This window comes from Streptomyces sp. NPDC051677 (assembly GCF_044453465.1).
Lineage (GTDB): Bacteria > Actinomycetota > Actinomycetes > Streptomycetales > Streptomycetaceae > Streptomyces.
On sequence record NZ_JBITCT010000098.1, the window covers coordinates 1 to 17,109 of the forward strand.

Annotated in this window: 12 protein-coding genes and 4 pseudogenes; 6 read left to right on the forward strand and 10 right to left on the reverse strand. The window is 68.2% G+C overall.

Annotation, left to right across the window (positions count from 1 at the left end; translation table 11 throughout):
- Positions 1 to 83: 83 nt before the first annotated feature.
- The 4 genes and pseudogenes from ACIBAF_RS47590 to ACIBAF_RS47605 form a co-directional block, all read right to left on the reverse strand.
- Positions 84 to 518 (reverse strand): annotated as a pseudogene (locus ACIBAF_RS47590) (ATP-binding protein); the annotation flags it as partial.
- A 31-nt stretch (positions 519 to 549) separates the two neighbouring features.
- On the reverse strand, positions 550 to 1,239 hold the full coding sequence (locus ACIBAF_RS47595; protein ID WP_399472821.1) for a hypothetical protein: 690 nt from the start codon (positions 1,237 to 1,239) through the stop codon (positions 550 to 552).
- Positions 1,239 to 1,547: a DUF6112 family protein gene (locus tag ACIBAF_RS47600; protein WP_133909850.1), complete on the reverse strand. Its 309-nt coding sequence runs from the start codon at positions 1,545 to 1,547 to the stop codon at positions 1,239 to 1,241. Before ACIBAF_RS47600 ends, ACIBAF_RS47595 begins: the two co-directional genes overlap by 1 nt.
- Positions 1,548 to 1,634: 87 nt before the next feature.
- A complete protein-coding gene (locus ACIBAF_RS47605) occupies positions 1,635 to 2,780 on the reverse strand; it encodes a C40 family peptidase (protein ID WP_399472824.1) in 1,146 nt (381 codons plus the stop codon).
- A 580-nt stretch (positions 2,781 to 3,360) separates the two neighbouring features.
- Here ACIBAF_RS47605 and ACIBAF_RS47610 point away from each other — a divergent pair.
- Complete coding sequence (locus tag ACIBAF_RS47610; protein WP_399472826.1) at positions 3,361 to 4,107, forward strand: DNA-methyltransferase; 747 nt, start codon at positions 3,361 to 3,363, stop codon at positions 4,105 to 4,107.
- 96 nt (positions 4,108 to 4,203) lie between these two features.
- On the opposite strand, the gene ACIBAF_RS47615 is transcribed toward ACIBAF_RS47610, so the two are convergent.
- The gene (locus ACIBAF_RS47615) at positions 4,204 to 4,986 is read right to left on the reverse strand and encodes a DUF5655 domain-containing protein (RefSeq protein ID WP_399472828.1); all 783 of its coding nucleotides are present in this window, start codon (positions 4,984 to 4,986) and stop codon (positions 4,204 to 4,206) included.
- Positions 4,987 to 5,219: 233 nt separating this feature from the next.
- Positions 5,220 to 6,191: a D-alanyl-D-alanine carboxypeptidase family protein gene (locus ACIBAF_RS47620; RefSeq protein WP_399472830.1), complete on the reverse strand. Its 972-nt coding sequence runs from the start codon at positions 6,189 to 6,191 to the stop codon at positions 5,220 to 5,222.
- Between the two features lie 144 nt (positions 6,192 to 6,335).
- On the opposite strand from ACIBAF_RS47620, the pseudogene ACIBAF_RS47625 reads away from it, so the two are divergent.
- The 3 genes and pseudogenes from ACIBAF_RS47625 to istB form a co-directional block, all read left to right on the forward strand.
- A pseudogene (locus ACIBAF_RS47625) lies at positions 6,336 to 6,657 on the forward strand (FAD-dependent monooxygenase); the annotation flags it as partial.
- Between the two features lie 152 nt (positions 6,658 to 6,809).
- A pseudogene (istA, locus tag ACIBAF_RS47630) lies at positions 6,810 to 8,440 on the forward strand (IS21 family transposase).
- Entirely contained in the window at positions 8,437 to 9,225 is a 789-nt protein-coding gene (istB, locus tag ACIBAF_RS47635; protein WP_399472832.1) for an IS21-like element helper ATPase IstB, read from the forward strand. Before istA ends, istB begins: the two are co-directional and overlap by 4 nt.
- Positions 9,226 to 9,254: 29 nt before the next feature.
- On the opposite strand, the gene ACIBAF_RS47640 is transcribed toward istB, so the two are convergent.
- From ACIBAF_RS47640 to ACIBAF_RS47655, 4 genes and pseudogenes are all read right to left on the reverse strand, one after another.
- Positions 9,255 to 9,611, reverse strand: a complete 357-nt coding sequence (locus ACIBAF_RS47640; protein WP_399472834.1) for a hypothetical protein — start codon at positions 9,609 to 9,611, stop codon at positions 9,255 to 9,257.
- Positions 9,612 to 10,123: 512 nt separating this feature from the next.
- The gene (locus tag ACIBAF_RS47645; RefSeq protein WP_399472836.1) at positions 10,124 to 11,653 is read right to left on the reverse strand and encodes a helix-turn-helix domain-containing protein; all 1,530 of its coding nucleotides are present in this window, start codon (positions 11,651 to 11,653) and stop codon (positions 10,124 to 10,126) included.
- Between the two features lie 64 nt (positions 11,654 to 11,717).
- Positions 11,718 to 11,918 carry a DUF4236 domain-containing protein gene (locus ACIBAF_RS47650; protein ID WP_399472838.1) on the reverse strand — a complete coding sequence of 67 codons (201 nt, stop codon included), beginning with the start codon at positions 11,916 to 11,918 and terminating at the stop codon, positions 11,718 to 11,720.
- Between the two features lie 167 nt (positions 11,919 to 12,085).
- Positions 12,086 to 12,404: pseudogene (locus tag ACIBAF_RS47655) on the reverse strand (class I SAM-dependent methyltransferase); the annotation flags it as partial.
- Between the two features lie 311 nt (positions 12,405 to 12,715).
- On the opposite strand from ACIBAF_RS47655, the gene acnA reads away from it, so the two are divergent.
- Both acnA and ACIBAF_RS47665 read left to right on the forward strand, forming a co-directional pair.
- Positions 12,716 to 15,439, forward strand: coding sequence for an aconitate hydratase AcnA (acnA, locus tag ACIBAF_RS47660; protein WP_399472840.1), 2,724 nt, complete (start codon positions 12,716 to 12,718; stop codon positions 15,437 to 15,439).
- A gap of 435 nt (positions 15,440 to 15,874) precedes the next feature.
- Positions 15,875 to 16,939 (forward strand): lytic polysaccharide monooxygenase, encoded by a 1,065-nt coding sequence (locus ACIBAF_RS47665; RefSeq protein WP_399472842.1) that lies wholly within the window; start codon positions 15,875 to 15,877, stop codon positions 16,937 to 16,939.
- The last annotated feature ends 170 nt before the right edge of the window (positions 16,940 to 17,109 follow it).

Sequence of the window (17,109 nt, forward strand, 5' to 3'; positions counted from 1 at the left end):
GCATGGGCATGACGAGCAGTCGCCCCGGACGAGTATCAGTCCCACGATCGAGCGATCACGAACCGGGGAAGATCGGACTTAACGTCCACTGAGCTGTTGGCTGCTTGGAACAGGCCGTCGGACAGGGCGTCGACCACCGTGATGGCCACGGAGGTGAAGGCGACGGCGCAGAAGGAGAAGAGGACGCCGGTCATCGTGCCGATCGCCGCTTGGGCGAGGGCGCGTTCGTCCCGCCGCCAGGCCGCGAACATCAACTGGATGCAGAACGTGCCGACGGTCAAGGCGAGGCCGATGGGCAACAGCAGCTCGTAGTTGTCCCGGAACCAACCGGCGTTGAGATCGATGGCGGTGGTTTCGTTGACGGCCTTGGCCGCGAGATCGGCTGCGCTGGCGGCCAGCTCACCCGCTGACTTCGCGATCCACGCCCCGATGCCGTCGGTGACGGTCCCGGCGGGGTTGGTGGCGAAGTCGACGGTGTCACAGACGGTGTCCATCAGCGGAAGATCGCAGACTCCCATGGCGGTACCTCCCTTCTTTCTGGGGTGAGGGTCAGGGCGCGACGGCCGGCAGGACACCGGCCAGGGCGCAGGGCTGGGAGGGGCGGCACTGGACCGCGAGGGTGGTGACGCGGTGCTCGGCCCCGCCGTGCGGCGAGCCGTTCCAGGCGATCGACTGTTTGCCGGAGACCGTCACGGCGTAGGCGTACGCGGTGGTGATCGCCCCGGGGTCCGCCTGGAGGGCCTGGGCGAACGAGTCGGGGAAGTGCGCCTCGTTCACCTTGGCGGTGGCGAACTGGCCGTTGGCGGCCATCTCCTTCCACAGCACGCGCGAGGGGACGAGCGCGTCGACCGAGGCCAGGTCGGCGTACTTCTTCTCGCTGGTCAGCCACCCGCGCAGGGCAGCCAGCAGCTCGTGCTGGGAGTAGGCGCGGGTGTCGTACGACCACAGCGCCGCGGCTGCCGCCTTGCCGAATGCGATCGGGTCGTGCGTGGACGGGGGAACGGGCAGGGCGCCCTGGCTCCCATGCGGACGTGACAAAGCGGAGGCAGGAGCGGTCGGGGAGGAGTGGGAAGCCGAACTCGTCTCCGGTGCGGAGGCCTTGGAGGAGGCCCTGCCGTCGCGGGTGAGGTAGGCGGCCAGGCCGGCAACGGCGACAAGCACCACCAGGACAGCGGTGCCCAGCAGCGCCCGGCGGCGCACGCGAGACGCGCCGCCGGGGTTCGTGGAACGGGGAGACATCAGTGGACCTGGCTCCCCAGCGTGCTGAAGAACGCAACCACGCCGTTCGCGGCACCCAGCAGGAGGGCCGCGCCGGCGCTGACCAGCACGCCCTTCTTGCCGTTCGCCTCGGCCTGGTGGCCGCCGGAGTGGTGGCCCCAGGCCCACACGCCCGCGCTGACGGCGAGCGCGCCGACCACGACGATGATCCCGAAGAGGTTGATCGAGCCCATCACCTGCTTGAGGACCGCCAGGCCCGGCAGCCCGCCCCCGTTCGGCTTGATCCCGGGGTCATAGGCGAGCTGGACGACTTTGTCGGCGAGATACATGGTTGTGAACTCCAGTTCGATTGAATGCAGGCCAAAGCCCGATGGACGAAGCCAGCGCAGGAAGGAGGGGAGGGAGAGAAGCGCCGGTCAGACGACTCGGCGGGCCGCGAGAATCTGCGGCTTCCAGGACGCGAGGGTCGCGAGGCGGACCACGTCGCCGGTGTGCGGGGCGTTCACGATCAACCCCTGCCCGATGACCATCCCGACGTGTTCCGGGACTTTGGCAGTCCCCTCGGTGAAGACGAGGTCACCGGGCTGGAGAGCGTCGACCGATACCGGCTTGCCCTCCTTGACCTGCGTGTACGTCGTCCGCGAGAGGGCGACCCCGGCGGCCTTGTACGACTGCTGCATCAGGGAGGAGCAGTCGCATCGGCCCATGGGGTCGCTCCCGTGGGAGTCGGTGCAGCTCCCGCCCCACTGGTACGGGGTGCCGAGTTGGCCGAGCGCCCAGCGGATCGCCGTCTGGACCTTGGGCGGAGCGTCAGCCGGAATCTTGTATCCGGCCGGCACCGTGCCGGGCGGAATGGTTCCGAAGTCGGTGCCGTCCCCATCGGCCGTACAGCTGCCCGCGGCACTCGGCGGAGCACTGGCCGTGCTGTCCGAGCCGGATGGCGAGGGGCTCGGCGACGTGTCGCCGGCCTTCGACAACAGCGGCTCGATCGCCTGCTGCAAGGCGGTGGCCAGGGGCTCCCACTTCGCGTAAGCCTCGGGGAAGCCGGACTTCTGCACCGCCTGGGCGGCCTGGGTGACGGACAGGGACTGCCAGCCCGAGACCTTCTCCAGTGCCTCGTAGAACATCGTCGAGGCGTGCACCGGGTCGAGGATCTCGTTCGCGGTGCCCCATCCCTGCGACGGTCGTTGCTGGAACAGGCCCAGTGAATCGCGGTCGCCGTAGGTCAGGTTCCGCAAGCCGCTTTCCTGCAGGGCGGTCGCCAGGGCCACGATCTGGCCCCTGGCGGGGATGTTCATCGCGACGCCGGTGGCCTGGATGGTCTTGGCGTTGGGGATCTGCTCCGCCGGGTCTTCCAGACCCGGCACGGAGACCGTGCCCTTGCCGCCGCCGTCCAGGATGGTCTTCACCTGAGCGGCAACGGCCGAGGCATCGACAGCCTGTGGACCGCCGGTCGAGCAGGAGGCCGCAGCGGCTCCGGCCCCGACTGCGAGGATCGGAACGGCCAGCAGAAGCGGACCGGAGGCGAAGAAACCAACGACCGCTCCGGTGGTCTTCTTCATCGCCGCCGCCGTTCGCCGGGGCGGACAGCCCGGCCGGGCAACGGTGTTGGGTCAGGACGTGGGCGTACCAGGGCGTGCTGCATCGCAGCGGCTCCTCGCGGTTCGTAGGAGGCGCGGTGCCGACTTCTCGTGCGAAGCCGTCGGCACCGCGCCGATGTGAATCCGCCTCCCAGGGCGGGCCCGGGTCAGGGGAGTTGGTAGCTCCCGGACACCGGGTTCAGGCCATGCGCGGCAGTCAGCCGCGCTCGTAATCTCAGGTGGTGCACCGCGTCTCCTCACGGCTTCGGGAACGGGGGGTCAACGTGCCTTCCGGCCCACGTTTATTGGACGCGGTAACACGGATCAGAACAGGTCAACGGTGGTGGAGCTGGGCTCCTCCTCGGTGACTTGGCGAGACAGTAGACCGGGATTCCGGCCCCACCAAACGACCCCCGAACCCGGGCCCGAAGCACTGCACAGGCTCGTTAGGTGCGGCCGGAAATCGCGGTTAACGTCCGGCGCAACCCCGCTCCGAACGGCCGCTGTTGACCGCCGTCCGGAGCTGGCCCAGTCCCGTCGCGTCCTGAAAGAGGCCCCGCGCATGAGCTACACGCTGCACCGAGGCGACGCCCTCACCGTGCTGAAGACCCTCCCGGACGAGAGCGTCAACGCCGTCATCACCGATCCCCCGTACAACTCCGGCGGACGCACCAGCTCGGACCGCACCGGCCGCACCGCCCGCGCCAAGTACGTCACGGCCGGATCGGCGCACGACCTGCAGAACTTCCCCGGCGAGAACCGCGACCAGCGGAGCTATCGAAGCTGGCTGACCGCGCTGCTCACCGAGGCGTACCGGGCCGCGACCGAGCACTCCGTCGCCATGGTCTTCTCCGACTGGCGCCAGGAGCCGACCACCAGTGATGCCCTGCAGATGGCGGGGTGGACCTGGAGCGGCACGATCCCCTGGATCAAGCCCGCCAGCCGGCCCCGCAAGGGCGGGTTCAAGCAATCGGCCGAGTTCATCGTCTGGGGCGTCAAGGGCAGCCTCGAAAAGGACCGGGACCTCTACCTGCCCGGCCACTTCATCGCCTCCCAGCCCCGCAAGGACCGTGTCCACATCACCCAGAAGCCGGTCGAGATCATGCAGCAGCTCGTGCAGATCTGCCCCGAAGGCGGCACCGTCCTCGACCCCTTCACCGGCAGTGGCTCCACAGGCGTCGCCGCCCTCCGAGAGGGCCGGCGGTTTGTCGGAGCCGAGCTGTCCGCGCACTACGCCGACGTTGCCGAGCGAAGGCTCCGAGCGGAGCTGACCCAGGACGACTTCGTCCTGGCAGGACCGGAAGAATGAGCGTGAGAGCGACCAAGCCAGGGCCGACGGACCGCAGGCGCCAAAGGGCGGCTGGTACACCGAGACACCGGTGTACCAGCCGCCCTTCCTCTTGCGTCAGGCCGCCTCGAACGCCTGCCGGATCAGCGGTCCCGCCTTGTCCAAGTCAGCGGCAGAGGCGATCCGGACCTCCAGGTCACCCGTTCCGAGGTGGCCGAGACCGCGCATGTCGCGCGAGAAGCCCTCCTCCAGCTCGACCGTGTCCGGGTCGACCTTGAGGTAGACCAGGATCGCCTCGTGCTTCGGACGGAAGATGACGGAGGCGACGTTCACCATCCGGCGGTAGGCGATGTAGTGCCGAAGCTGAGCCACCTCGACCTCGCCCCAGGCGGTGAGGGCCTCGTCCAGCTCGGCGTACAGGTCCCGCAGGCAGCCGGGAATCGCACCCGCGGTAGCAGTTGCCTGAGCGGACGCCTTCCCGACTTTGCTGGCCGCACCAGCCGTGACCTCCCGCTCGCGGCTCTGGCGCCGATCTGAGACCGGTCTCGTGGATCCGGGCGTGGCCTCGATCATCAGCAGGCTCAGCAACCCACCCTCGAAGACGCGGTAGCGCACCAGGTCGACCCGCTCGCGCAGACGGTGCACTGCGACTCGGTCGTGGTGCGAGAAGCCAGCGGCGATACAGACCATACGAGGGTTCCGCCAGTCGATCGACTCGGCGGCCTCGGAGCCCAGCTTCTCCTTGACCAGTGCCTCGAACTCGTGGCGCGCGGAGTCCAACCACGACAGGTAGGAGACAGCCTGCGACAGGACCCCGGTGTCGGCGCCCTTCTTGTACTCGATCAGCGCAGGTGTGCCGTTCTCGTCCAGACCGAGCGAGTCGATCCGGCCCCGGTGCAAATCCCCGCGAGTTCACGATTTCTGAAGGTATCGAAATCTGAACTGTAGATGCTGCTAGGGGATTTGGAGGCTCTCCGACCATGGGTTCGCAGGTTACCCGGTCGAGACCCAGCGGTTCCTCGACTTCTGCTCCCGGCACCCAAGAGAAGGGAGGTCGAGGAAGGAAGCCGAAGAAGTATCCGGAGAGCGGCCCGATCGCGGAGTGCAGGCGAGCTGTCGGCTCCCTCGCCTCTTCAGCCCCCGAAGTACGCCTCTTCGTTGACGTGGAACATGTACTCCCGCCAGTGCGCCTTGATGTACGTGTACCGCGCCGGGTCATAGCTCCACAGCTGGTCCAACGCCCCTTCGATCAGGCTCTCGTCGGCGCGGACGTAGTCCAGCACGGCCTCGGAGACGGGTGCGTACGACCAGTGCCACCGCTCCTCGCTGATCGCGGGCGAGGGTTTCGCCGTCTCAGCGGTGTAGGTCTGGAGGAAGCCGTAATGGGCCGCGTTCGCACGCAGCCAGGCGTAGTTGGCGGCCTCGGGACCGCCGTCCGCCCAGTTCTGCGGAGTGGTGTCGAAGAAGTCGGCGTCGCTGCCGAGGTGGTGGCGGGAGACACCGGGCGCGGTCGACGTGCGCAGGATCTCGATCTGCCGCTCGTCGGGAGTCAGCGCGGCCCAGACCTCGCGGTGCGCGTCCTTGTCCGGGTCCCACTGCGGGTCGGTGCCCAACTGGGCCTGATACTTGGCGCGTATGTCGTCGGTGACGATCCCGAAGGTCCCGGCGCCGCCCGAACCGGTGCGCAGGAAGTCGTACTTGCGGTCCCATATCTGACGCTGCACGGACGCGGCGCGCACCCAGGAGACGACGACGGAGCCGCGCGCGACGCCGAGTCCCGCTGCGGCGGCGTCGGCGAGCGCACCCACCTGGGCGTCCATTTCCGCCTTGAGTTCACCGGGCGCGGCCCCCGTGCCGGTGATCCACGCGGCGACGGCGGCGGGTTCGGCGCTCCTCAGCACCTTCGCGACAGCCCACTTGCGGTGGTCGATACCCCCCTGCGAGCGGTATGTCCGCACCGGTACCTCGTCCGCCGCGAACGCCAACTCCCCGAGCCCGGCGGCCCCGACCGTACCAACCCCAGTCGCGACCAGCCCGAGGAACCAGCGGCGGCCAGGGCCTTTCCCGCGGTGGGAAGGCGTCGGTCCGTTGTGCGTGCCGTACATGTCGTTCCACCCTCGGTGCTGTCTCGTCAGACCCTTACGGGTACGACAATCGCACAGGCCCCGTCCGCACCGACAGAGGTGACTGCCGCTCAGAAGGGTCTGAAATCGTGCAGATTCAGCACATCAGGGGTGAGCGAGGGAACCGAATTCCTCCGCCACGGCACCGCTTTCGTCCACCGCCCCTTCTACGCCTTGCCCGTGTCCCCCACCTGGACCCACATCCCCGGGGTGACGCTACTGGGCCACGCCGCCCATCTGATGCCCCCGTTGGGGGCGGGCGCGAACCGTGCGATGCTGGAAGGCCGTCGAACTCGCCGAGTCATCGCCACCGGTTCTGGAGATCTGGACGTGGCCGCCCGCGCTTTCGAGGAACAGATGTGGGCACATGCCCGGCAGGTAGGCGAAGATCACGACGGCAGGTCTGGAACGCCTCGTGAGCCCGGACCCCGCCGAAGCCTGGCTGTGACGTTGTTCAGCGGCCCCAGCATGTTGGCTTCCAGCGGCCCCAGTTGATGGGTCGCGTGGGGGCTTTAAGGGGTGGTGACGGGGCGAAGTGGCCCCACCACGGCTCTTGCGGTGAGACGGTTCTCGTGGTCTCCGGCAGGGGCGGTGCTGTGGATGTCGTTGTCCAAGCAAGAGCTGTTCGACCGGATCCGGCGCGACAGCTGGCAGCAGCAGCTGTCGATCCGGGCTCTGTCGCGGAAGTACGGCGTTCACCGCCGGCTCGTACGCGAGGCTCTGTCCTCGCCGGTGCCCACTCCGCGCCGCCAGCCGGTGAGGACGTCACCTCGGATGGAGCCGTACAAAAAGGCGGTCGACGCCTGGCTGCGGGCTGACCTGGAGGCGCCGCGCAAGCAGCGGCACACCGTGCGGCGGATCGTGGCACGGATCGAGGAGGAGTTCGGCGAGGCGATCCCGTATCCGACGGTCCGGGACTTCGTCGCGGCCCGTCGCAAGGAGATCGCAGCCCAGGCGGGGGCTCCTGTCGAGGCGTTCGTGACCCGGCACAACGCGCTCGGTGCCGACGCTGAGGTCGACTTCGGGGACGTCTACGTGGACCTGGCCGGCCAGCGCACCCGCTGCTATCTGTTCGCCTTCCGTCTTGCATACTCGGCAAGGCCGTGCACCGCATCTCGCGCTCGTGTGGGCAGCAGGCGTTCTTCGAAGGACACGTCCACGCGCTGACCACGCTGGGAGGAGTGCCGGCTGGGCAGGTCCGTTACGACAACCTCACCCCGGCCGTGAAGAAGGTGGTCTTCCGCAGCCGCTCGCGGGAGGAGAACCCGCGCTGGACCAACTTCCACGAGTACTACGGTTTCACCCCTTTTTACTGCGAGCCGGGCCTGCGCGGCGCCCACGAGAAGGGCGGAGTCGAAGGCCAGGTCGGCTACTTCCGCCGCAACTACCTCACCCCGGTGCCGCAGGTGGACACCCTGGAAGAACTCAACGCCCGGTTGGCCGAGTCCGAGGCGAAGGAGGACGAGCGGCGGATCGGGGCAAGGATGCGGACGATCGCACAGGACTTCGCCCGCGAGGCCGGTCACCTGCTGCCGCTGCCGGACGATCCGTTCGCCACCGGCATCACCCTCACGCCCCGCGTCGACCGCTACGGCATGGTCACCGTGAAGATGTGCCGGTACTCGGTCCCGGTCCGCTTCATCGACCGCAAGGTCACCGTCACGCTGACCTGCGACGACTTGACTGTCTATGACGGCCGGCGGGAGATCGCCCGGCACCGGCGGCTGGCCGGTCGTGGCGCCGAACACCTCGTGCTGGACCATTACCTGGAAGCCTTGCTGACCAAGCCAGGAGCGCTGGAACGCTCCGAGGCCCTCCACCAGGCCCGCGCCGAGGGCACCTTCACGGCCGTCCACGAAGCCTTCTGGGCCGCAGCCAAGAAGGCCCTCGGCGACATCGAGGGAACGAAAGCCCTGGTCAAGGTGCTGTTGCTGCACCGCCATCAGCAGCACGCCGACGTGGTGGCCGGGATCCGCGCGGCCGTCGCGGCGGGCACCTTCAACGAGGACGTCATCGCGCTGGAGGCACGCAAGGCGGCCCAGACGGCCGGGCGGGCACCGACTGTCACGGCCGGCACTGCCGCTCCGGAGCCGTTGGATCTGGACCCGGCCCAGGTCACGCCCCTGACTCCGCGCCGTCTCGCCCGTGCTATGCCCGCCGACCAGCGTCCCCTGCCCCGCCTGGAGCAGTGGGACGAGCTGTTGCAGCTTCGCTGGAAGGACTCATCATGACCACCGCTCATCACGCGCTGACCGCACAGGCATCGGACGCGGCGATCGACACCGCCTGCCGACTGTTGCGGCTGCCCACCATGCGCGCCCAAGCCGCCGACACGATCGCCCGGGCCGAACGCGAGGGCCTGTCCTATGCCGGGTTCCTCGCCGAGTTGTTGATGGCTGAGTGCGAGGACCGCGACCGCCGACGAGCCGAACGACGCATTCGAGCGGCCCACTTCCCGCGAGAGAAGTCGCTGCGCGAATTCGACTACCGCGTCAATCCCAACGTCGATCCGGCGGTCATCCACAACCTCGCCACCTGCGAATGGATCGCGAAAGGCTACCCTTTGTGTCTGATCGGCGACTCGGGCACCGGCAAGTCGCACCTGCTGATCGCGCTGGGCACCGCTGCCGCCATGGCCGGCTACCGCGTCCGCTACACCACCGCGGCAGCCCTGGTGAACGAGCTGGTCGAGGCGGCAGACGACAAGCAACTGGGCAAGACCATCGCCCGCTACGGGCGGGTCGACCTCCTCGAAATCGACGAGCTCGGCTATCTCGAACTGGACCGCCGCGGGGCGGAAATGCTCTTCCAGGTTCTTACGGAGCGTGAGGAGAAGAGCAGCATTGCGATCGCCTCCAACGAGGCTTTCACGGGCTGGAGCCGGACCTTCACCGACCCACGGCTCTGTGCGGCGATCGTGGACCGCCTCACCTTCAACGCCACCCTCATCGAGACCGGCACGGAGTCCTACCGCCTCGCTCGCTCCAAAGCCAGGAAGAGCGGCCAAGCGAACTGACCAGGGGACGATCGGCACAGCCACCGTCTCTACAGATCTGCGAACACGTGCTCAGGCAAGTACGGAGAAGCGCCCGTCACCAACCAATACTGAAGTTCTTGCAGCCTCGTGAGAGCGGCCTCGTAATACGTCGACGGCTCCGGCCGGGGAAACCGCGGATGGGCCGTGTGATCGGGAAGCCAGTCAACACACATCCAGAACCCTTCCACCAACCATCGCGGCAAGTCCTGCTGTTCACTCTCCTCGAACGCTGCACACACACCACGCATGGCCCGCTCCAGACGCGCGAACGCCTCCTTGTCCCACCTGCGATCATGGATCACGATCGAAAGGAACGCGTCCTCGTTCTCCGAGAACTCCTGCCGCAACACAGCGAGATCATCCATCAGGCCATCATGGCGGTGCCCACTGACACCTCGGCGTCGGGGCAATGAGCTGATCAAGTCGCCCAGAGCCGCGGCTCACCACACTCGATACCCGGCTGGTCCCACATCGGGCCGTCCCCCGGGGCCACTTCGAGACGTCTGAAAGACACAGAAACCCCACGGTTTGGGGCCGCTGGAAGCCAACATGCTGGGGCCGCTGAACAACGTCACAGCCAGACTGCATCGACACGAACCGCACTTGCGGGTGGCCGACGGGGACGTGGGACGCCACCGTCAGCGCCGCTCCTCGGACGTTGCGAGGCCACTTCGACGACAACTCTCCGTGAAGGCTGACGGGTGCTCAGATATCTCTGACGTGTCGTCACCCATTCAAGATCATCTTGCACGGCGTTGCACAAGGTGCTGAAAAACAACAGTGATCAATGGAGGGTTGTGAAGGTGGGTATCTGCAGGTCAGCTGGCATGTTGAGGTGTCCTGCCCGTTGCCTCCAAGGGGCACGACACCGCGCGATTCAGATGTCCCGGAAGATCTCGATCTGCGCCCCGACGGAGTTCAGCCGCTCGGCCAGGTCCTCGTAGCCGCGGTTGATGACGTACACGTTGCGCAGCACCGACGTGCCTTCCGCCGCCATCATCGCCAGCAGCACGACCACCGCCGGACGCAGGGCCGGCGGGCACATCATCTCGGCGGCGCGCCAGCGCGTCGGGCCCTCGACCAACACCCGGTGCGGGTCGAGGAGTTGGAGCCGCCCGCCGAGCCGGTTCAGGTCCGTCAGGTAGATCGCGCGGTTGTCGTAGACCCAGTCGTGGATGAGGGTCTTGCCCGAGGCGACGGCCGCGATGGCCGCGAAGAACGGGACGTTGTCGATGTTCAGACCGGGGAACGGCATCGGGTGGATCTTGTCGATCGGCGCCTCCAGCTTGGAGGGCCGGACCGTGAGGTCCACCAGCCGGGTGCGGCCGTTGTCGGCCGGGTACTCCGGCGTACGGTCGTGGTCGAGTCCCATCTCCTCCAGGACCGCCAGCTCGATCTCCAGGAACTCGATGGGCACCCGGCGCACCGTGAGCTCCGACTCCGTGACGACGGCGGCGGCCAGCAGGCTCATCGCCTCGACCGGGTCCTCGGACGGCGAGTAGTCCACGTCGACGTCGATGTCCGGCACGCCGTGCACGGTGAGCGTGGTGGTGCCGATGCCCTCCACCTTCACGCCGAGCGCCTCCAGGAAGAAACACAGGTCCTGGACCATGTAGTTGGAGGACGCGTTGCGGATCACGGTCACCCCGTCGTACCGGGCGGCCGCGAGCAGCGCGTTCTCGGTCACCGTGTCCCCGCGCTCGGTCAGCACGATCGGCCGGTCCGGGCGGACCGCGCGGTCGACGACGGCGTGGTACTGCCCCTCGGTCGCCGCCACCTCCAGCCCGAACCGGCGCAGCGCGATCATGTGCGGCTCGATGGTCCGCGTCCCGAGGTCGCAGCCGCCGGCGTACGGCAGCTTGAAGTGGTCCATGCGGTGCAGCAGCGGGCCGAGGAACATGATGATGGAACGGGTGCGTACGGCGGCCTCGGCGTCGATCGCCGCCATGTCCAGCCCGGTCGGCGGCACGATCTCCAGGTCCACGCCGTCGTTGATCCAACGCGTCCGCACCCCGATGGAGTTGAGGACCTCGAGCAGGCGGTAGACCTCCTCGATCCGGGCGACCCGGCGCAGCACCGTGCGCCCCTGGTTGAGCAGCGAGGCGCAGAGCAACGCTACGCAGGCGTTCTTGCTGGTTTTCACGTCGATCGCGCCGGACAGCCGGCGGCCGCCCACGACACGCAGGTGCATCGGTCCCGCGTAGCCCAGAGAGACGATTTCGCTGTCCAGTGCTTCACCGATTCGAGCGATCATCTCAAGGCTGATGTTTTGGTTGCCTCGCTCGATGCGGTTGACGGCACTCTGGCTGGTTCCGAGCGCCTCGGCCAGCTGCGCCTGTGTCCAGCCCCGGTGCTGCCGGGCGACACGGATGAGCTTGCCGATGCGTACGAGGTAGTCGTCTGCCATGAGGTTGAGGTTATCTCAGATATGAGATGGCGCCTCTTGGGGGGTCCGTTCGGGTGACGTCCCGTCAACGGCGCTTGGCGGTCCGCGTGCGACGCCACCCGAAAGGTCCGGGCAAATCAATCGATGTCGTATGACGTCCCGTACTGCTGTGCGTGTGCCGCGGACCGTGCCGCCCGCCGCCCGTGGTGAGTGACCACGACCGCCGGTTGAGGTTCAGACGCACGCCGGGAAGGATGCGGAAACTCTTGCGGAAAGTGAGGGCCATCGGGCCTCCTCCGTCGGGAAGTGCCTGTCCGCTCCCGTCTACCCCGGCTCGGCCCTCCCATGACGCCCGTTCAGCCGTCGCGGGGCGGTGCCGACGACCTCGCCCCGCCGCTGCGGTCCCGTACTGAGAAGCTGGGCGGGTGAACGAGGGGAAGTGCGCGAGGGTCGCTGGGCGAACGCCACGACCCGGAACTCGCCCAGGCCCGCCGGCAGGTCCTCGGCGCGGGCGGCCACCCATCGGGCGTTGGTCACCCCGTGGCGCTCGGCTCGTCGTTCCGCCTCGGCCAGCATGTCCTCGTCCGGGTCGACTCCGATCGCCTCGGTGAAATACCCGGCCAGGGGGAGCGTCACGATGCCGGGCCCGCAGCCGACGTCGAGGAGACGGTCGCGGCCGTCCCAGGCCGAGAGCCGCGGCCAGCGCTCCCGCGAAGTCCGGCGCGTACGGCAGCCGGCCCTGCTCGTAGTGGGCCGCGCCGCCCTGGAACAAGGTCCTGTCCCACTGTCATCCCTCAGGCGTCCCGACTCCCTCCCGAGCTCTCCGGCGCCCACCCCGCGCCCCTCCCGTGAGGGACGGCCGAGGGAAGGCCGAAGGGGGGAGCCTAGAGGGCGTGGCGAGCCCGGGCATGACCATTCAGGCCCCATGTACTAGAGTTATCTCGACATCGAGATATCTGCCGAGGCGCACCGCAGTCGCCACCCTGGTAAGGGTTACCTAACTTAGCCTGACCTTAGCGGATGGGCCAAGCCCGTGTGACGGCAGGATGCGGTGGTACGCGCACATCAATGAAGGAGACTGTCGTGTCGGCGAACAGCTTCGACGCCCGCAGCACGCTGCAGGTGGGCGACGAGTCGTACGAGATCTTCCGGCTGGACAAGGTGGAAGGCTCGGCTCGCCTTCCGTACAGCCTGAAGGTGCTGCTGGAGAACCTGCTCCGTACCGAGGACGGCGCGAACATCACCGCCGACCACATCCGTGCCCTCGGCGGCTGGGACTCGCAGGCCCAGCCCAGCCAGGAGATCCAGTTCACGCCGGCCCGCGTGATCATGCAGGACTTCACCGGCGTGCCCTGTGTCGTCGACCTCGCCACCATGCGCGAGGCCGTCAAGGAGCTCGGCGGCGACCCGGCGAAGGTCAACCCGCTCTCCCCGGCCGAGCTGGTCATCGACCACTCGGTCATCGCCGACAAGTTCGGCACCAACGAGGCCTTCGCGCAGAACGTCGAGCTGGAGTACGGCCGCAACAAGGAGCGCTACCAGTTCCTGCGCTGGGGCCAGACCGCCTTCGACGACTTCAAGGTCGTCCCGCCGGGCACCGGCATCGTCCACCAGGTGAACATCGAGCACCTGGCGCGCACGGTCATGGTCCGTAACGGCCAGGCCTACCCCGACACCCTGGTCGGCACCGACTCGCACACCACCATGGTCAACGGCCTCGGCGTCCTCGGCTGGGGCGTCGGCGGCATCGAGGCCGAGGCCGCGATGCTCGGCCAGCCGGTCTCGATGCTCATTCCGCGCGTCGTCGGCTTCAAGCTCACCGGCGAGCTCACCCCCGGCACCACCGCCACGGACCTCGTGCTCACCATCACCGAGATGCTGCGCAAGCACGGCGTCGTCGGCAAGTTCGTCGAGTTCTACGGTGAGGGCGTCGCCGCCACCTCCCTCGCGAACCGCGCCACCATCGGCAACATGTCCCCGGAGTTCGGCTCCACCGCCGCGATCTTCCCGATCGACGACGAGACCCTGAACTACCTCAAGCTCACCGGCCGCTCCGAGCAGCAGGTCGCGCTCGTCGAGGCGTACGCCAAGCAGCAGGGCCTGTGGCTGGACCCGAAGGCCGAGCCGGACTTCTCCGAGAAGCTCGAGCTGGACCTGTCCACCGTCGTCCCGTCGATCGCCGGCCCGAAGCGCCCGCAGGACCGCATCGTCCTCGCGAACGCCGCCGAGCAGTTCAAGGTCGACGTACGCAACTACGTCGACAGCGTGGACGAGGCGGGCCAGGAGTCCTTCCCGGCCTCCGACGCCCCGGCCGTCGCCCCGAACGGCGCCCCGTCCAACCCGGTCACCGTGACCGCCCCCGACGGCTCGACGTACGAGATCGACCACGGTGCGGTGACGGTCGCGGCCATCACCTCCTGCACCAACACCTCCAACCCGTACGTCATGGTCGCCGCCGCGCTCGTCGCGAAGAAGGCCGTGGAGAAGGGCCTGACCCGCAAGCCGTGGGTCAAGACCACCCTCGCCCCGGGCTCCAAGGTCGTCACCGACTACTTCGACAAGGCGGGCCTGACCCCGTACCTCGACAAGGTCGGCTTCAACCTCGTCGGCTACGGCTGCACCACCTGCATCGGCAACTCCGGCCCGCTGCCGGAGGAGGTCTCCCAGGCCGTCAACGACCACGACCTCGCGGTCACCTCGGTCCTCTCCGGCAACCGGAACTTCGAGGGCCGGATCAACCCCGACGTCAAGATGAACTACCTGGCCTCCCCGCCGCTGGTCGTCGCCTACGCCCTCGCGGGCTCCATGAAGGTGGACATCACGCGCGACGCCCTGGGCATCGACCAGGACGGCAACCCGGTCTTCCTCAAGGACATCTGGCCCTCCGAGGCCGAGGTCAACGACGTCGTGGCGAACGCCATCGGCGAGGACATGTTCAACAAGTCCTACCAGGACGTCTTCGCGGGCGACGCCCAGTGGCAGGCGCTCCCCATCCCGACCGGCAACACCTTCGAGTGGGACGCCGAGTCCACGTACGTCCGCAAGCCCCCGTACTTCGAGGGCATGACGATGGAGACCACCCCGGTCTCCGACATCACCGGCGCCCGCGTCCTCGCCAAGCTGGGCGACTCGGTGACGACGGACCACATCTCGCCCGCCGGCGCCATCAAGGCCGACACCCCGGCCGGCAAGTACCTCACCGAGCACGGTGTGGAGCGTCGTGACTTCAACTCCTACGGCTCCCGCCGAGGCAACCACGAGGTCATGATCCGCGGCACGTTCGCCAACATCCGCCTGCGCAACCAGATCGCGCCGGGCACCGAAGGCGGCTACACCCGCGACTTCACCCGGTCCGATGAAGGTGCCCCGGTGTCGTTCATCTACGACGCCTCCCGCAACTACATCGAGCAGGGCGTCCCGCTGGCCATCCTGGCCGGTAAGGAGTACGGCTCCGGCTCGTCCCGCGACTGGGCCGCCAAGGGCACCGCGCTCCTCGGCGTCAAGGCCGTCATCGCCGAGTCGTACGAGCGCATCCACCGCTCGAACCTCATCGGCATGGGCGTGCTCCCGCTGCAGTTCCCGGAGGGCGCCAACGCCGCGTCCCTCGGCCTGACCGGCGAGGAGACCTTCTCCTTCACCGGCGTCGAGGAGCTCAACAACGGCACCACCCCGCGCACGGTGAAGGTCACCACCGACACGGGCGTCGAGTTCGACGCGGTCGTCCGCATCGACACCCCCGGTGAGGCCGACTACTACCGCAACGGCGGCATCATGCAGTACGTCCTGCGCAACCTGATCCGCAACTGAAGGCGGTTCGCCGGCGTTACGGCACGGCTTTCCAGGGCCGCATCCCCGGTGACGGGGGTGCGGCCCTGCGCCGTTTCCGCCGCGTACGACCCCCGCCTCAACGGCGGGATCGACTGGGGCACGCTCGCAGGAGTGCCGTACGCGCCGGTTTACAACTGGGCCGTACGGCGCTACCTTCCGCCACAGGTGAAGTGGGAGCGCTCCCATAGAGACTCGTGCCCGGCGGACCGGAACCTGCCGGGCCCGGATCCGGGAGGCTCCCGCTTCGCGCCCCTGCACCCCCTGCACCCCCTGCACCCCTCTGCACCCCTTGCACCCCCCTGCATCCCCTGCACCCCTTGCACCCCCTGCATCCATCTGCGCCCGCATCCGCAGTGCTCCCTTGCCCGCGCGGTCCGTACACGGAAGGCGGACTCATTCGCCATGCGATCTGTCATGATCACGTCAGAATCGAAAGCGCGGTTACGCACCCGCGCCCTCCTCCTCGTCCTGCTGGCCCTGCTGGCCACCGTGCCCGCCCTCGGCCTGATCGTCACGGCAGGCGGGAAGGCCGAGGCCCACGGCACCCCCATGAAACCCGGCAGTCGCACGTTCCTGTGCTGGCAGGACGGGCTGACCGACACCGGTGAGATCAAGCCGATCAACCCGGCCTGCCGGAACGCGCAACAGGTAAGCGGTACCACACCCTTCTACAACTGGTTCTCGGTGCTGCGCTCCGACGGAGCCGGCCGCACCCGCGGCTTCGTGCCGGACGGCCAGCTGTGCAGCGGTGGAAACGCCAACTTCACCGGTTTCAACGCGCCCCGCAACGACTGGCCGCTCACCCACCTCACCTCGGGCGCGACCGTCGACTTCTCCTACAACGCCTGGGCGGCACACCCGGGTTGGTTCTACGTCTACGTCACCAAGGACGGCTTCGACCCCACCAAGACCCTCACCTGGGACGCCATGGAGGACCAGCCGTTCCTCTCCGTCGACCACCCGCCGCTCCACGGCAGCCCCGGCACGGTCGAGGCCAACTACTCCTGGACCGGCCGACTCCCGGCCAACAAGTCCGGGCGCCACATCATCTACATGGTCTGGCAGCGCTCGGACAGCGCGGAGACCTTCTACTCCTGCTCCGATGTCGTCTTCGACGGCGGAAACGGCGAGGTGACCGGCATCCACGAACCGGGCAACCCCAGCGAGCCCGTCCCCGGCACCTGCACCGCGACGCGCAGGACCACCAACAGCTGGAACGGCGGCTACCAGTCCGAGGTGACCGTCACCAACTCCGGCGACGTCCCGATGCTCGGCTGGATGGTCGACTGGACGCTGCCCGGCGGTCAGTCCGTGGTCAGCCTCTGGAGCGGCAACGCGACGTACAACGGGCAGGCGGTGATGGTCCATAACGCCGACTGGAACGGCTCGTTGAGTCCGGGCCAGAGCGCGACGTTCGGATACGTCGTTTCCGGCTCGGGCGGTGACAGCGCCACGAGCCTTCCCTGCCGGGTCGGTTGAGCAACGGCGACTCTGGGCGGACCCGGTGGGCGGCGAGCCGCGTGCCACCGGGTCCGCGAGCCGGGCCTGCCCCAACGGGGGGGTGCCTCTATGTCTTCCGTCAAGGCGCCCCTGACGGGTTTGGTGTGGTTCGGGGTTGCTGGGGTTATGCGGCGAGCTCGACGTCCGTC

Bases quoted from the DNA above. Each gene is read 5' to 3' on its own strand.
- ACIBAF_RS47595 (WP_399472821.1), bottom strand. From the start codon at position 1,239: ATGTCTCCCCGTTCCACGAACCCCGGCGGCGCGTCTCGCGTGCGCCGC.
- ACIBAF_RS47600 (WP_133909850.1), bottom strand. From the start codon at position 1,547: ATGTATCTCGCCGACAAAGTCGTCCAGCTCGCCTATGACCCCGGGATC.
- ACIBAF_RS47605 (WP_399472824.1), bottom strand. From the start codon at position 2,780: ATGAAGAAGACCACCGGAGCGGTCGTTGGTTTCTTCGCCTCCGGTCCG.
- ACIBAF_RS47610 (WP_399472826.1), top strand. From the start codon at position 3,361: ATGAGCTACACGCTGCACCGAGGCGACGCCCTCACCGTGCTGAAGACC.
- ACIBAF_RS47620 (WP_399472830.1), bottom strand. From the start codon at position 6,191: ATGTACGGCACGCACAACGGACCGACGCCTTCCCACCGCGGGAAAGGC.
- istB (WP_399472832.1), top strand. From the start codon at position 8,437: ATGACCACCGCTCATCACGCGCTGACCGCACAGGCATCGGACGCGGCG.
- ACIBAF_RS47640 (WP_399472834.1), bottom strand. From the start codon at position 9,611: ATGGATGATCTCGCTGTGTTGCGGCAGGAGTTCTCGGAGAACGAGGAC.
- ACIBAF_RS47645 (WP_399472836.1), bottom strand. From the start codon at position 11,653: ATGGCAGACGACTACCTCGTACGCATCGGCAAGCTCATCCGTGTCGCC.
- ACIBAF_RS47650 (WP_399472838.1), bottom strand. From the start codon at position 11,918: ATGGCCCTCACTTTCCGCAAGAGTTTCCGCATCCTTCCCGGCGTGCGT.
- ACIBAF_RS47665 (WP_399472842.1), top strand. From the start codon at position 15,875: ATGATCACGTCAGAATCGAAAGCGCGGTTACGCACCCGCGCCCTCCTC.